The sequence below is a fragment of the Vibrio sp. 10N.261.51.A4 genome (assembly GCF_041471945.1).
GTDB lineage: Bacteria > Pseudomonadota > Gammaproteobacteria > Enterobacterales > Vibrionaceae > Vibrio > Vibrio crassostreae_C.
This window is the reverse complement of the sequence record NZ_JBFRPJ010000031.1, coordinates 67,071-82,090: the sequence shown is the minus strand read 5'-3', so window position 1 is coordinate 82,090 and position 15,020 is coordinate 67,071. Positions and strand designations below refer to the sequence as shown.

The window sequence follows — 15,020 nt, the reverse complement described above, 5'->3', positions numbered from 1 at the left end:
GGTTGCCAAACTTGTTTTGTTTGAGTTGGTATCAGCAAGAGGTGTTTAAGTATAAATATGAAAAAACAACTGAGTGAAAGAGGAAACACATTATGGGTGTTTATTAAACATTTTGGTCGGGTCTCTAAAGAATTTGTAATAACTATTTTTTTCTCTTTGGTTCCAATTTTAATCAGCTCAGTAGTTGCTGCATCATGGTCTTCTATTGCATTCACTGAGGCATTTATTGACAGTTTCGAAAGTGGGGAAGCATTCTTATATACGGCTGCATTTTTAGCACCATATATTGTTAATAGGTTAAAAGAAGGAACTAAAAACATATGGAAGGAGTTTTGTTTTTACCTGTTCCTAGCTTCTCTGACAACAGGTGCTTATATTTTTGTGAACTTGAGAATCGAAAGCTTACTCGGAATAGAAATGAAGATAAGTCCTTTGACAATGGATAAGGCAAGTTTGTTTGTCGTATTTGCAACTCTGATTGTTTGGTATTACAGTATTTGGCCAAACCATCTAGAGACACTTGGAAGTAACCCAAGTAAAAAGAACGAAGAAGAGATCGAAGAAATGAATGAAAATATCACGAATAAGTTGGGTGGTTAATATATGAATGTAATTAATAGTAAATATTTAAAGTTAACTCAACCTATTGGTGAATTTTATTGTTGTGTTATGAAAGCTAGTGAGTTAACTAGTATTTCATTCTCTGACGTTAGAAAGTTGAAAGATGAAAACGAAGATGGAATTGATAGCTATTTAGGAATACAGCGTAAGCTTTCTCCTCCTAGAGTGAAGAAAATTAAAGAATATATAACGTCTGTAGATGCGACCTTCCCAAACTCAATCATCGTAGCAATTCCTGAAAAATATATTTCTACAAAAGACGGTGTTTTAAGTATCACTTTTTCTGAGGAATATAGAGGAAAAGTTGCCAAAGTATTGGATGGACAACACCGACTTGCTGGTTTTGAAGATACAGATGGTAAATATGAAAATAAAAAAGGGAATAGAAAGGATTTTGAGTTACTAGTAACTATTTTTGTTGAAGCTGATTTACACACTCAATCTCAAGTCTTCACTATGGTAAATCAGAGTCAAACTAAGGTTAATAAAAGCCTTGTATATGATCTGGAAGCTCTTGCACTAGCAAGAAGCCCTTTTCGGAGCTGTCATCAAATTGCGATTGTTATGAATGAAAGAGATGACTCTCCTTTTTATAGGAGAATTAAACGATTAGGGATAAAAACTAAGGGTGTTGACGGGGAACTTCTTACACAAGCTGCATTTGTAGATAACCTTGTTAAACTAATAAGTAAGAAGCCTAGTTTAGATAGAGATATCTTATTGGGGAAAAAGAAAGGTTTTTTAGGGCTCAAAGATGACAAATTACCCGATCGTAAAAGAAATGACTTTAAAGTCTTAGTCTTTAGAAAGAGTTTTATCGAAAAGGATGACGCTGCAATTGCTGCAAATGTTATTAATTATTTTTCAGCAGTTAATGAAAGGTGGCCAGATGCATGGGATAAAAAAAATAAAAAATCAGTGTTGAATAAAACTGTTGGGTTGATTTCATTAATGCGAATGTTGAGATTAATAGTTAATAAGTTGGTTGATGATGGTGAAGTTGAGTATGGTGATGTAATCAAAAAGGATGAATACATAAAAGTGCTGAATAAAGTTAAAGTTGAATGTGAATACTTTACTAATGTAGATGCAGTCTCAAGAAATGCTGGATTAATGTATAAAGAAATGACTAAATATATTAAGTAATAGGGTATGTTAAATCTAAACAACCATAATTCGTAGATTGGGTGTTATGGTTGTTTAGACCCTATTCTTAGTTTATCTAGTTGTGCGTGTGACCAATTTTAAGCAGTAATCCAAATTGTACGGTTTTTCGATTCGCATATTGGATTGAAATAATAATGGTACATACACCATTGTTTAAACTAAATAAGTAACTATAGCTTTCTTGCAAGCGCTTCTATAGATTTGTGGTTTCTCAGTGAAGCAATACCATCTTCAACATGAGCAGCCCAAGCTTGTTGGTATTGTTTAGTATCAAATTCTGGGTAGTACATCTTTAAAACTAACTCAGTCACATCACTGGTTTCACCTAGCCACGTAAACTTATCCAATACTAATGAGCCATCGAGTTTCGCTTCGATGAAGTTGTACCTAAAATCACTCTCTACAGAGCGAAAAAAAGCAATACGGGCCGATACGTTTGGAGTAACCCCTGTATAGCCTTTTAGCTTCTTCAGCTGTTCTTCTGTAGTGCGAGTCAAGTTCATGCGATTAGGTAGCATTATACAGCCTCCTTGGTAGGCTCTTTCCAGAAGTAACCTTGTTTCAGTGATGAAGACTTGGTTGCACCATCAAAGCAGATTTCATAAGTACGAGCGATATCATCTTGAATCATATTGGTATAGTTCTTATCAATCTCAGTATCCGTCGACAATATAACCACTTGGTGACTTGCAGTAGGGAAGTAGTTTTCTACTAGCTTATCTCTGTGGTGCGAATCCAAACGTCCAAGTGGAGTATCGATAATAATTGGCAATTTGCGACCTGATGTTTTACCTAGCGCTTCAAGGATTGAAATCGCATAAATTTGTTTTTCACCAGCTGACATCGCTTTGCGATTGATCTTAATACCGTGCTCGTCAATTAACTCAACATCAAATGTTGCTGGGTTAATTGTTGCTGAAATTTTTAAATCTTCTTTTCGGGCAAGCTTTTTATATGAAGCCACAAATTCGGATTCAAGTTGTTTTACGCGAGCTTTAGTTAGCTGCTCTGCAAACTTGTCTAGAAGTAGCATTGCATTTTGGGCATTAGCGACGCTGCTATCTTTATTAGCCAGATCTTTATTTTTGTCATGAAGTTTTTGAATTTGTTTTGCTGTTTCAAGCGCTAAGCGAAGTTCACGTTTCGCTTTTTCTAACAAGTCATGATACTTAATAATCAGTTTTTCTTTCTTCTTATCAAGCTCTCGTACGTCAGAAAATAAGCCTTGGACCTGCTCTTGCTCTGGTGCGCGTGCAATATTGTTAGACGCATTATCGATTTCATCTTCAACTAATTTTAAGCGAGTTCTAGCTTCGTTAAATCGGTTGAATGAGTCCGAAGATTGCTGGTTTACTTGGTAGTCTATAGTCGCCGATTGACGGTCTGATATATCAAGTAATAGATCTTGCTGTGAAACATTACCTAAGTGGTCCGCAAGACTATCAGTGATGGCTTCCATTGCTGCTGGGGCTGAACCACTTAAGTTGAAGGATAGCTTAGCTCGTAGTGTCTCAAGGAATGAGTCTAACTCTTGGCCAAAGTTTTGTTTTTGCTTGATGCTCTGTTCTTGCTTGATCTTCTCAAGTAAAGAAAACATTGTATTTGGAGCAAGTGAAAACGGTAAGCTAGTTTCCATTTCCATACGGATCTGTTTTTCTAACTCGACTTTCTCTTTTAATAACTCATCAACTTTTAGTGTTTCGGCTTCACGGGTTTTCGCCCATGCGCCACCACTTTGTGAAAGTTTGTTCTCTAAGTTGAGAATGTCATTTGATGTGAGCTCTATTTGAGCGTCAACAATATCAGCTTCTCCACGTAGCTTTTCTGAATTACGCTCATGTTCGATACGCTTGGTATCGAGCGAATCCATTTCTTCGCGGATTGATTGAGTAAGCGTTGAGGAGCCCTGTTTCTTTAGGTAAATACCTAGGTCACTCTTAAGCTTCCCAATAACATCTAGCCCTAGTAGGCGACGAACTGCAGTCTTTAAAACCTTCCCTGATTCATCTTCAGCCAAATCAGCGATTTTTTCACCATCAAAGAAGAAAAGATCAGCGATGCCAGTTGGGATTAATTCGTTTAAGAAACCTTGGCATTGTTCGTAATTGAGCTCGGGAATGGGAAGGCCATCTTTTTCGAGGCACAAATTGTCCTTCTTGTCTTTTTTCCAACCACGAATCACTTTGTATGTGTTTTCTTCGCCGTTTTGGCTGTATTTAAATTCAAGCTCAATAGATGCATTGTCTTGAACACCACCGTGCCCAACACCCTTATGGATCAAATCACCTAAAGCTTCAATATACTCGCCATTCGACATCAATTGGCCAAACGATTGACGACCAAAAAGAGCCAAACGAACGGCAGTAAGAATTGATGTTTTACCTGCACCGTTTAAGCCACCGAATAAAATGATCGGGCGTTCGGTGCCTTCAATAGCGCCGTTTAAACTAAGACGTGCAGGCGCCGGACGTAAATCTATTTCGTGGTATCCACGAAATACTCTGAAGTTGTTTAACGTTAATTTAGTAATCAGCATGACTTTAATTAAAACTCTTTTAGTAGCTGCTTATCGATATCAATCAATTGTTGATTGTAACGGTCAATTTCTTGCTGGTGAATATCAAACTCTGCCTTGCTTTGTAATGAGGCATGCTTTTGTTTGATCTCTTCAAGGCTTCCCCAGTCTTGTTTCAGTAGTGAAGCAATCTTATTGTTGATTCCGCTACGTCGACTTAGACCTTCCATTGAGACTTCAAGCTCAATTAGCTTCATTATCATTTCAGGTGCAATATCGAAATCTTCACTTAGCTCGTTGATAATTAGGGCATCATCTTTACCAAAACTTGCATTGTCGTCATAAACCCAATCAAGATCGTAGCCATAAACCTCATTGAAAATAGTCGGTAGGGAGTCATCCCAGTCAGGCTCGTTTGGATCGTGGATCCATTCTTGGCGAATAGCATGTAACTCTGGAACTGTTATCAGCTCAACTTCACGACCTTCAGATTTGTATTTCTTATCGAGCTCCAACAATTCACGCAACCACTGGCGACGATATTTTAGCCAGTAAGGGCCGGGAATAAATCGGATTAAATGCCAAGCAAGTTCTGTAGGATTCGGGTGAGCAGGGGTGCTTTTAACTAACTGATAGGAGTAGTGTTCAAGCAAGTGACCGTCTTGATACAGTCGAACCTGGGTTCCATCATCAGAAATTTCAAGGTGTTGCCCTTCGCCAAGAGTAATGCTACTTTTTACATCCTCAAGAGTTTTTAGCTCGTTACCTTTGTATGATGCTTGGTTTGTAACTTTCCCTGTACGACGCTTAAAGTTTCGGTATTCATCCTTATTTTTTGGAATCCCCGTTTCAGCGAGCATATCTCTGAATTCTAATAAAGGTGACATCCAAGATTCACCGTTTTGAATCAAACTTTCCATAGCGCGGTCTTTAGTTACCACGGTACATGTCCAGCATCCAAAACGAGAATTACCACAAGATGGGGTGGTTTCGTCAATAACCATTGGGCATTCCCCCTGGCCTGAAGAGTCTTTATAAAGATTCCAAAGAACTAAGTTTTTCCCTCCCCAAGGGTTTTCCCACTCAAGATCGTACCGATTGCTCCAGATGTTTTTGATGCCATAAGGTGTTTTTTCGGTTGTTAGATGGCAGAGCCTTAAAATTTTCCACACGTCATCCACACCCCAGGTATCGATGGGTGTAAAGATAAACGCATTGGAAAGAGTTGTATGGCGAGCCAGACGAGAGCCGTCAATTTTATGCTTTGCAATTACTTGAGCACGAGAAGCACTTTCATCACTACGCGAACCTAAAACCACAATAACTTCATCAAACTGAGATACTTTAGATTTGATGAAATCACTGACAGGGTTTATTTTCATTCGCTCTGTACACCATCGGAAAGAACGTGTGGGTGCAGGGTAACCTTTGCCTAATAGACTAGACCAAAAGGTTTGAGAATCTTCAGGGACAACTTTGTGACAAGTGATCGGCAGGTTGTCTCGCTTGGCCCCTTTGCTAATAGCGTCTAAAGAGTTGTTAATATGATTAACAACCACAGGGGTTTCGACAAGCGTATCGGAGGTCACAACAAAAACAGGTTTTGAGCGTTCTTCCTCTTTAAGGCCAAGTAGTGCCATGTAGATCAAGGTCATTATTGCAGATGAGTCTTTACCTCCGCTGTAACCAATCACCCACGGTCTTTTATCTGCACAATAGACGCGTTGGACGTCAGCAATATAGTGACTGAGTTTATTGTTTGCGAAATCTTCAGTGTTGATAAATTCTTGATATTCTTCGGCGAGATCTTCCGCCAATTGTAGCTCGTGTATCATGATAACTGCTTCTCTAGAGCTTTTTCTTCTGGGGTTAGTGGTAACCCCAGTTCAATTTTTAGTGCGTTGGCAGTTAGCTGAATATTCATTGTCGACTTACTCAGTTTGCCATGGTTCATACTGCGTTTTATCCATTCAGGATTGGTCTTTAACCAGTCTACGTCAGCTAGTTTTTGTAATTTCTTTTTCCAATCTTTAGGCTCTTGGCACAGAAGGTGTTTTCCTAATACGCCAATTGCATGTAAACCAACACCGTGTGCATGCAAGTACTCTTGACGAAGTTGTGCTGGTGAAATTTCTTTATCGATAACTAGTTGCCAATCTTTGATGTACCGTGTCACTTCTTCCCAAAATTCCGCAGCTAATTTTTTTTCTTCTTCGGTAAAGCCGTCTTTTGGTCCTTTGCTTAAAAGTGCTCTAGTCGATTGCTTAATGCTACTTAAGGTAAAAAGCTTATTCGATTTAGGACTGATGTTGGATTTTTCCATTTCGGTTAGACCAACAAATGGCTTTATATTTTTTGCCAATTCCCTTGCTAGTTCTGAACTTTCATCACGATGATCGTACAACGTGCCCAACGATGGGCTTGGTTTAACCGCATATTTATTTAAGTCCGCGAACATTTGTTGGCTGCGGCCCAAACCTTCATCAATGAAAAACAAAACAGGGATATTGTCTTGGCCTAAATCAGGGTTTTCTCGAAGTGCTTCTTCAATCGCTTTGCGTCGGTGTTGCCCATCATTAATCAAGATTTGAGCATCCATAGGGATCTTAAGTGTTCCTAGATTTGGTGCTCCATCATGATCATCGAACGATATATCAACACCTACCGATGCGGTCAAAGCGGAGAAGACGTATTCTTTGGGATTGTCTAACAAGTATTTGACCATCTCAGGAATACGAGTTTTATTTAGGGTTCTTTGAGCTCTCAGCTCTGGTGGAACGTCATCTTCGTTGTAGCTGAAAATTTTAGGGATAATCCTAAGAGGGCAAGTTGCAATATAGAAGGGGCGTCCTGCTTGAATACCTCTGACGGCAGGGAAAGAGTAACAGTAGCCTGAATCCTGATTTAGCATATTAGCCTCTATGTATGTCATTTTAATATGACATACATATTAGTCGGTATGTTATTTTTTGACAAACTAAAGTTTGAGTTTGTTATGTTAGGGCTGGTTTTGTGCGATAAATAACATGAGTATGCCAAAATTAGCGTTGTATTTTACAGCGATGTAATTGAGATTTCCATGTTTTACCTAATTTTTATGAAGGTTTCTTCGTTACCAGATTGAAGCCTTTAATGTGCTTCTTGTGCTTACCCAGCAGCGCTTCAAACTCCGCTCTGTTCATTTGCACTTCTTTATTGGAATCATAATCCATTAGCAACGCTAAACGCTGGTCAAAACTTTTCTGTTTTTTATACTTCTTATCGTCAGTTTGCATGTATAAGTGTTTGTTGAGTAGTGGCGGCCTACGCTGTTCATTTACGTAATCGAAGAAGTCGATGTCTTGCTCTGCCATCTTGATTTTTATGCGCTCAGTTAAAAAGGGCACCGACTTTTCAAAGGTATCATAAGCGGCTAGGGTGAGTTTTCCTGATGTGATGTGAATCTTTATGAGGTCAATTTCGTCACCTAGTTCGCCATACATTTGCAACCCTGAACCTACGTATACTCGTAGCAGTAGTGGTAAATCATCGATAAGGTCTCGATGTAGGATCAGTGAGTGCCCTTCGTTTAGCAGGCTTGCTGGTAGTTGGCCGTGTGCTTTCTCGCATTGCTGATGAATTAAGTCGGTGTCGGCAATCGCAAACAGTAATTCCGCAGCCAGGTTGATTGCGGTTTTGTAATCATCAAACAAGGCTTTGATGTCGCGCTTTAGGGGTTCTGGTTGCTGCGTATAGGGTTTTCTTTTCTCAAACAGTCCCATAGCAAAGTAGAGGAGAAGATCTTCTTTTCGGCTCTTTTCTGCTTGTTCAAATTTTTTGGTATCAAACATCTCTTGCAGTAAGTTGAAGGTTTTTCTGTGTGAGCCTATTAACTCAAGAATTTTGTCAGATTGTTCAAATTCATCATTGGCAGGAATACGCCCTAACTCTAAGCAGGTGTTCCAAAAGTCATTAAACAAGTCTTGATGTTGAGTAATAAGCAGTTTGGCTTTGTCTTTTGCTTCAATAGGTTCTGGCGAAGTCAGTTGCTGCCATTTGTGGTGGCGTTTGTATTTACTTTGCAGGTACAGTTGCTCTTCCAATTTGTCTTTGAAGATATAAAAAATACCAGGCGCGACGGTAATGGCACCTTCTTGTAGGCTTCTTTCTATGTACGCTTTGATCTCTGATTGCGCATAGTATTTTTGGAAGGTGTTACGAGAGGTGATGACCCCATCCTTATAAGGTTTGAACTGAGCAATGTAGTTTTCGTTAGCCAGCATGACAGAAACCACAAGAAACTTGTCTGCTAGCTCCCATGCGTCTAGTAGGGCTTCGAGTCTGTCATCTTGGTCTTCTATTACGTTAAGAACAAACCCTATGTTTACGATATCAGAACTGGATTTGTCGTTGTCGGGTTGAAAGTTCGGATCCCAACCCAGAGCGTCGAGGCCATGTGCTTCGAGCTCTCTTAAATCGTCTCCGCGGCCACAGCCATAATCGAAAATTGAGTGTTCGCCTTTTAAGTAGCCATGTTTAACGAGAGTTTTCATTGGTGCGGAGAGTTCATGACGCACGATGGCCGTTCTGTACCTATCAATCCCAGTTTCTTCTTGCGTTGTTACAGAGGAGCATCGGAATAGTCGACCATCGACAAGCTCATAACCATTGCGTGCTATTAGGTTTTCCCAAGAACGTTTAAAACCAATCAAACGGCTGTTTTCGAACAGGCCTGCATTCTCGCCTTCTTGTGTGAGTGAAACGAAATGTCCGTAATATTCACTCGTTGGTAAAACCATGGTCTCTTTTCTATGTAAGATCGGTGGGTTTTCAGATTCGCGATAACCTGTAATTTTGTGGCTTAGTTTAGAGAGGTCGACATTGAGGCTTTGTTCTAATGCGGGATAGGAATCAGTATAAAAATTAGGGTAGTGGAGAAGAGATAAACGGAACTCTTTTTTAAACAGTTTAACGAGGTTCCAGTCTTTTTCATCTAAGTTAACGGCTTTTGCTACGGCAGAAATGAACTGTATCAGTGCATTAGGTAGCGCACTGAATGCATCTTTATGGAGGTAAATCGCATTGGGCAGTTGTTTGCCTATGTTAACCTCAGCCACTAATTTAGAGAATTGATTCACATCCATGTTAGTTGCTCTTTTTAATGTTTATTAGTTAATGACAAGCTGTAGATTATTGAATGTCCGGCTTCCTCACTCGTGTTGTTTAGTGGCTGCTATTCGCTTTCATTATAAACTCACTCCACCAGCGCATGATTTCTTTCCTTTGTTCGAAAAAATCAGAGCGGTTATAGCTTGCTCTTGTCGAATTTTTGTCCATATGCGACAGGCAAGCTTCAATGTGAAGCGTATCGAATCCTTTTTCATGTAAAGCAGTAGAGGCAATGGCTCTTAATCCATGTGCTACAAGTTCATTTTTAAAGCCCAAACTACGTTTTAATGCTGCGTTAGCAGTAAAGATACTTAGGTGGCTTTTTGGGTTTCGTTCTCCGGGGAAGACGAATTCTTTACCTCCACTTTGAATCCTGATTTTTTCAAGAATACTAATAGCTTGTTTGGTGAGAGGGACTCTGTGTTCACGTCTACGTTTCATTTCCTCAGCAGGTATGGTCCAGCATTGTTTTATTAAATCGATGTCTTTCCAGCGTGTTCTAGCAGCTTCTTTTGGACGGGCGATGGTATGTAATTGCCATAAAAGAAGTAGTTTGGTTTTATCTTGAATGTTCTCATTCTGTTCTAAACGAGACAAAAATTCGTCTAATAATTCGGGACGTATAGTAGGCATGTTTTCAACTTGGTGTTTCTCAAATGAGTTGATCATTTTTGTTAGAGGATTAGCTGATATGACATCGCTCGCTACAGCGTATTCCATTATTTGATTTAGGCTTTGGCAAATTCTTTTAATGGTTGATAGTTTACCATCGGCTTCCAATGGCCTTAGTGTTTCAATAGCATCACGTCGACTGATCTTACTTATAGGAAGTGCGCCTAAATGGTCGAATACGTATTTTTCCAATGTTCTCCAGGTTCGTTCTGCATGAAATGGACTAACCGATTTACTCTTTCTTTCAAACCACATCGTTGCAACAGCAAGAAAGTTATCACTGTGCTTACGCAACTCTTCAATTCTCTTATCTTCTTTAAGGCGTTTAGGGTCTACACCTTCGGCAATTTGCTTCCTATATTCTGCTGCTTCTAATTTGGCGGCTGCCAGTCGTAAAGAGGGATAGGTCCCCATCGAAATTTTGGTTACTTTACGCGTTACAGGGTGACGATATTTAAACTGCCAGGCTTTCGTTCCTGTTCCTGCTCTGGAGCGTTTAGGTCGAATACGAAGTTGTAGGCCCTCTTCAACAGTGTAGGTATATTCCTTGTCTTTGATAACGAGAGCTTTGATTAATGTATCTGTAATTCGTTTGGCCATAACAATGATTACATGGAGTGATTGTGGAAACCATTGTATAGTAATTTAATCTGGTGGGGTACCAGGTGGGGTACCAAAATGTTGAATTGGAGCAGAATTTATTGGGATAACCTGGGATGTGGAATTCATTTAGGTTGTTGTAATTTATAAGGTTTTGGTATTTATTGGGTGGTTGTGGGATTTTGATTCAGGTGCCCCGGAAACCATTGAATAGACATAGAGATAAACCTTGATAAATATATTTGCTGCACATTGTAAGGGTTGGATGATACGTGTAAAGGTATATCTATCCCGACCTTCAATGAGCTCAGTGAGTTTGCTTGAAGTATAGGCGACTTGGTGATGTTTATTTAGCTGATGATTGACCTATTGAAGGTGGGAGCCGCTAATCTTGTAAAGCGTAAAAAGCCGCTATGTCTTTCAAATCTTGATCGTTAAGCTTACTTAGTTGCGCTCGCATCATATCCGCGTAATCGCCCTGCCTATCTCCGGTTTGATACGCTTTCATTGTATTAAAGAGATAGGTTGGATCTTGGCCAGAAAGCTTAGGATAGGAGTTATTAGTCGATTGACTGGTAGGGTTATGACAAAAAACGCAGCTTGGTGATTTAACTTTACCTAGTTCAGCGTCGCCAAAATCAGAGGCATGAAGGTTAGAGGAAAGAGCTAGTAATATTAGAGCGAAGGTTGGGTAATGCACGTTTTTACTCCGATAAAAACATGATTATAAAGCTTCCCCTAAGAGGAAGCTCAAGTCTTATTTGTTCTGGGTGAACATTTAGTATGGCTTAAAGCGCATTTTCCAACTTAGTTAGGAAAGTAGCGATGTCTTCTGAACTGATATCTCTATGAGTAACAAATCGAACAGGGTTCCCTGGTGACATCGTAATGCCTTGTTCACCTAACTCTTGTGCGATGCGGTTGATATCTACTGACTCATCTAATTTAGCAAACACAATGTTAGTTTGAATGAAATCAGGGTTAACAGAAAAACCTTCTAGTTTGCTTAAACCAATCGCTAGATTTTTTGCGTTCTCGTGGTCAGCTTTAAGTTGAGTAACGTTCTCTGTTAAAGCCATTTTTCCCGCTGCGGCAAGAATACCTGCTTGGCGCATACCGCCACCGACCATTTTACGTAGGCGGCGTGCTTTAGCGATGTACTCTTTACTACCAAGAAGTAGAGAGCCAATCGGCGCGCCTAAGCCTTTTGATAAACAGATCGTCATTGAATCGAAGTGTTGTGCGATCTCTTTAATGTGAACATCCAGTGCTACTGCTGCATTGTATACGCGCGCGCCGTCGAGGTGCATTTGCAGGCCGTGTTGGTTTACGAACTCACGTGCTTCCGCTAGATAAGACATTGGCAGGACTTTACCATTGATCGTGTTTTCTAAACTAAGAAGCTTGGTACGAGCAAAGTGGCTGTCGTCGGGCTTAATCGCAGCGGCAAGCTTTTTAAAGTCTAAAGTACCGTCTGGGTTATTCTCGATTGGTTGAGGTTGGATAGAACCAAGGACCGCAGCGCCGCCAGCTTCGTATTTGTAGTTGTGCGCCTGCTGGCCACACAGATATTCATCACCACGCTCACAATGCGCCATTAAGCCAAGAAGGTTGGCTTGTGTACCTGAAGAGGTAAACATTGCCGCTTCAAAGCCTGTCTCATTTGCTGCCCACTGTTCTAGTTCGTTGACGGTTGGGTCATCGCCATAAACATCATCGCCCACTTCTGCGTTTGCCATTGCGTCACGCATAGCTTGCGAAGGTTTAGTTACGGTATCAGAACGAAAGTCCATGTTTCTCTCCTAGAGTACTTTAGGTAGCCATATAATTGGCTATAGATGGCCACATAGTTGGGCTTTACTTAAACAAGCGATAGTTTTGGTATCAGTGATTTGATCGTGTCGTATTTTATCGTGCAGTTCTTCTAAACTCAGTTCGATCACTTCTATTACTTCATCGTCATCGCATTCAAAGCGGGTAGTGAGGCTTAAGTCTTTTGCGACAAACAGATGTTGTATCTCATCACAGAAGCCAGCCAAAGGGGTGACTTGCCCCAAGCTTTGAAAAGAAGTTGCACTGTAACCTGTTTCTTCTTCCAGTTCGCGTTGGGCACATTGAAGAGGTGTCTCATCTATTTCCATCGTGCCTGCGGGTAGTTCCAAAAGCCATTTCTTTAGAGAAGGGCGGAACTGGTTAATGAGGATGATTTTTCCAGACGAAGTGATAGGAAGAATAACTGCCGCGCCAGGGTGATTGATTGTTGTATGTTTTACCACGACGTTCGTAGGGAGCGTCACGTTCTCCTCTATGAGAGAAATACTTTTCCATTTATGGATAACTTTACTCATGCAGTCTGGCCACATTCCTTGCCAATTTTTCGTATAACGGAAGACGTGCACCACCATAACGTCTATGGTGTCGAAAATAAAAGAAAAATTAGGTTTCGTATTAGATTTAGTTTCACGCCGTTCGTGATGTTACTCTCATAATTGGAATCTATGATTGCGCCAAAATTACCGACGTAACCATCTGATATAAATGCAACTCAATAATAAAATGCACTTGTAACAAAGTGCTAACAAATGTATAAAAACAATTCTACACTCTCAACTATTCAAAGATTTTCGGAGTAACGCATGAACCCTTCTATTTCTTCACATGCTGACAAGGCGCTACTCTCTGAAAGAATCAATAAATTAGCGCATGCTCTGTCTGATGGTGTCTACGAAAGAGAAGACACCATTAAGCTTTGTTTACTGGCTGCTTTGGCTGGTGAAAGCGTGTTTCTATTAGGCCCTCCGGGCATCGCAAAAAGCCTTATCGCGAAACGTCTCATTCAGGCTTTTGATAACAGCAGCTATTTCGAATATTTGATGACTCGTTTCTCTACTCCCGAGGAAGTGTTCGGCCCACTAAGTATCCAAGAATTAAAAGACAACGGTCGTTACGTAAGACTAACCGAAGGCTACCTACCAACTGCACAAGTCGTCTTCCTCGATGAGATCTGGAAAGCCGGCCCTGCAATCCTAAACACGCTACTTACTGTCGTTAACGAAAAGACTTTCAAAAACGGCAGTGATATTGAACGTGTACCGATGCGTCTACTAGTATCGGCATCCAACGAACTTCCAGATGAAGACAGCGGCTTGGAAGCACTTTATGACCGTATGTTGGTACGCGTGTTCGTGAACCGTATTCAAAACAAACAAAACTTCAAATCGATGCTGACGACGGGTACTTCTCAAGAAGCGGTAATTCCAAAAGGTTTGGCGATTACGGACATTGAATACCATCAATGGCAGAAAGAGCTCGATAAGCTGGAACTGACAGACAATTCGTTTGATAAGTTGTTTGAACTAAAAACCATGCTTGAAGAGACGGTTAAGAAGCAAGGCTCTGCTTCAGAGTCAGAATTGTATGTATCAGACAGACGCTGGAAGAAGGCCGTTAAACTATTGAAAGCGAGTGCGTTCTTCAGTGGTCGCGATAGCGTGAACCCGCTGGATATTATGCTTCTGCAAGATTGTTTGTGGCATAGCCCAGAATCACGTGATGTGGTTCGTAGCGTGGTGAAAGACTTTGCATTGAACCGAGCGTTTGATCAACAAGAGTCGAAAGCTCAAATTGAAATGTCTCGTGAAGAGTTAGAAGAGATTCAAGACGATGTTGAATCAACGTTGTCGGTGTCACTTTCTATGGAGTCAACCAGTGGCTTGTTGCGTAAAGATGTTTACCAGAATGACATCAAGAACGCGAAAATGTACAGCGTGGGCAGTGCTTACAATCTAGTGAAACTGGTTATGCTGCAAAGCAACATGTCGGTTTCTGAATCTGAGAAAGGCGATAGCCGTTGGGTATACGTAGCCAAAGACGATTTTGATCGTGTTCTTAAAGAAGGTCACGGTGATATTTACGGTTACGTAAACGAAAATAAAAACCTATGCCGTTTAAAACTCGACTTGGATGCATCAAACCAATTAGTGATTAAAGACATCGCCAATCGCTCTGTATTGGTGAGTGTGGTTACTACTGACGGTTTAGACCAAGAACTGTACAACAAGTGGTTGAGTGGCGCTGAGAAAGCCTTAGAACAGTTAACTGAAGCTGAATTCAAGTTAAAACGCGTTCGTACTGAATTCCATGATGCATTACCTCATAACTATATTGACCCTGATTTACCAAAAGCGATGGAAGCAAGTTTGCAATCGGTAACGCAAGATCTTGAAACCACGAAAGTGAAGAGTGCCAAGATCGCTCAGCGTATTAAGTTTATGAGCCAGTACTTCGAGTAAGAGGA

Annotated in this window: 12 protein-coding genes and 1 pseudogene; 3 read left to right on the top strand and 10 right to left on the bottom strand. The window is 40.5% G+C overall.

The features are described from left to right. Positions 1-57 precede the first annotated feature (57 nt). Both AB4384_RS08195 and AB4384_RS08190 read left to right on the top strand, forming a co-directional pair. A complete protein-coding gene (locus AB4384_RS08195; RefSeq protein ID WP_372129302.1) occupies positions 58-600 on the top strand; it encodes a hypothetical protein in 543 nt (180 codons plus the stop codon). A gap of 3 nt (positions 601-603) precedes the next feature. Further along, a complete protein-coding gene (locus AB4384_RS08190; protein ID WP_371964048.1) occupies positions 604-1,767 on the top strand; it encodes a DGQHR domain-containing protein in 1,164 nt (387 codons plus the stop codon). Between the two features lie 191 nt (positions 1,768-1,958). Here AB4384_RS08190 and dndE read toward each other — a convergent pair whose 3' ends face one another. The 10 genes and pseudogenes from dndE to AB4384_RS08140 form a co-directional block, all read right to left on the bottom strand. Beyond that, a complete protein-coding gene (gene dndE / locus AB4384_RS08185; RefSeq protein WP_048666156.1) occupies positions 1,959-2,306 on the bottom strand; it encodes a DNA sulfur modification protein DndE in 348 nt (115 codons plus the stop codon). Beyond that, positions 2,306-4,324 carry a DNA sulfur modification protein DndD gene (gene dndD, locus AB4384_RS08180; RefSeq protein WP_371964047.1) on the bottom strand — a complete coding sequence of 673 codons (2,019 nt, stop codon included), beginning with the start codon at positions 4,322-4,324 and terminating at the stop codon, positions 2,306-2,308. Before dndD ends, dndE begins: the two co-directional genes overlap by 1 nt. An 8-nt stretch (positions 4,325-4,332) precedes the next feature. Further along, positions 4,333-6,138 carry a DNA phosphorothioation system sulfurtransferase DndC gene (locus AB4384_RS08175; RefSeq protein ID WP_372129300.1) on the bottom strand — a complete coding sequence of 602 codons (1,806 nt, stop codon included), beginning with the start codon at positions 6,136-6,138 and terminating at the stop codon, positions 4,333-4,335. Further along, positions 6,135-7,214 carry a DNA sulfur modification protein DndB gene (dndB, locus tag AB4384_RS08170; RefSeq protein ID WP_017104390.1) on the bottom strand — a complete coding sequence of 360 codons (1,080 nt, stop codon included), beginning with the start codon at positions 7,212-7,214 and terminating at the stop codon, positions 6,135-6,137. Before dndB ends, AB4384_RS08175 begins: the two co-directional genes overlap by 4 nt. Positions 7,215-7,398: 184 nt before the next feature. Then, on the bottom strand, positions 7,399-9,426 hold the full coding sequence (locus AB4384_RS08165) for a DNA phosphorothioation-associated putative methyltransferase (protein WP_372129297.1): 2,028 nt from the start codon (positions 9,424-9,426) through the stop codon (positions 7,399-7,401). Positions 9,427-9,505: 79 nt separating this feature from the next. Next, positions 9,506-10,723, bottom strand: a complete 1,218-nt coding sequence (locus AB4384_RS08160; RefSeq protein WP_372129295.1) for a tyrosine-type recombinase/integrase — start codon at positions 10,721-10,723, stop codon at positions 9,506-9,508. 182 nt (positions 10,724-10,905) lie between these two features. Beyond that, a pseudogene (locus AB4384_RS08155) lies at positions 10,906-11,025 on the bottom strand (ribosome biogenesis GTPase YlqF); the annotation flags it as partial. An 83-nt stretch (positions 11,026-11,108) separates the two neighbouring features. Continuing rightward, positions 11,109-11,423 carry a cytochrome c gene (locus AB4384_RS08150; protein WP_017069125.1) on the bottom strand — a complete coding sequence of 105 codons (315 nt, stop codon included), beginning with the start codon at positions 11,421-11,423 and terminating at the stop codon, positions 11,109-11,111. An 88-nt stretch (positions 11,424-11,511) separates the two neighbouring features. After that, positions 11,512-12,516: a low-specificity L-threonine aldolase gene (ltaE, locus tag AB4384_RS08145; RefSeq protein WP_017070585.1), complete on the bottom strand. Its 1,005-nt coding sequence runs from the start codon at positions 12,514-12,516 to the stop codon at positions 11,512-11,514. A gap of 39 nt (positions 12,517-12,555) precedes the next feature. Further along, positions 12,556-13,071, bottom strand: coding sequence for an NUDIX hydrolase (locus tag AB4384_RS08140; protein WP_017062564.1), 516 nt, complete (start codon positions 13,069-13,071; stop codon positions 12,556-12,558). Between the two features lie 288 nt (positions 13,072-13,359). Between AB4384_RS08140 and AB4384_RS08135 the strand changes: the two genes are divergently transcribed. Beyond that, a complete protein-coding gene (locus AB4384_RS08135) occupies positions 13,360-15,015 on the top strand; it encodes an ATPase RavA domain-containing protein (RefSeq protein ID WP_017067123.1) in 1,656 nt (551 codons plus the stop codon). Positions 15,016-15,020: the final 5 nt, after the last annotated feature.

What these genes read in the sequence shown, in the direction of transcription:
- AB4384_RS08195 (WP_372129302.1), top strand. Translation starts at nt 58, where the DNA reads ATGAAAAAACAACTGAGTGAAAGAGGAAACACATTATGGGTGTTTATT.
- AB4384_RS08190 (WP_371964048.1), top strand. Translation starts at nt 604, where the DNA reads ATGAATGTAATTAATAGTAAATATTTAAAGTTAACTCAACCTATTGGT.
- dndE (WP_048666156.1), bottom strand. Translation starts at nt 2,306, where the DNA reads ATGCTACCTAATCGCATGAACTTGACTCGCACTACAGAAGAACAGCTG.
- dndD (WP_371964047.1), bottom strand. Translation starts at nt 4,324, where the DNA reads ATGCTGATTACTAAATTAACGTTAAACAACTTCAGAGTATTTCGTGGA.
- AB4384_RS08175 (WP_372129300.1), bottom strand. Translation starts at nt 6,138, where the DNA reads ATGATACACGAGCTACAATTGGCGGAAGATCTCGCCGAAGAATATCAA.
- dndB (WP_017104390.1), bottom strand. Translation starts at nt 7,214, where the DNA reads ATGCTAAATCAGGATTCAGGCTACTGTTACTCTTTCCCTGCCGTCAGA.
- AB4384_RS08165 (WP_372129297.1), bottom strand. Translation starts at nt 9,426, where the DNA reads ATGGATGTGAATCAATTCTCTAAATTAGTGGCTGAGGTTAACATAGGC.
- AB4384_RS08160 (WP_372129295.1), bottom strand. Translation starts at nt 10,723, where the DNA reads ATGGCCAAACGAATTACAGATACATTAATCAAAGCTCTCGTTATCAAA.
- ltaE (WP_017070585.1), bottom strand. Translation starts at nt 12,516, where the DNA reads ATGGACTTTCGTTCTGATACCGTAACTAAACCTTCGCAAGCTATGCGT.
- AB4384_RS08140 (WP_017062564.1), bottom strand. Translation starts at nt 13,071, where the DNA reads ATGAGTAAAGTTATCCATAAATGGAAAAGTATTTCTCTCATAGAGGAG.
- AB4384_RS08135 (WP_017067123.1), top strand. Translation starts at nt 13,360, where the DNA reads ATGAACCCTTCTATTTCTTCACATGCTGACAAGGCGCTACTCTCTGAA.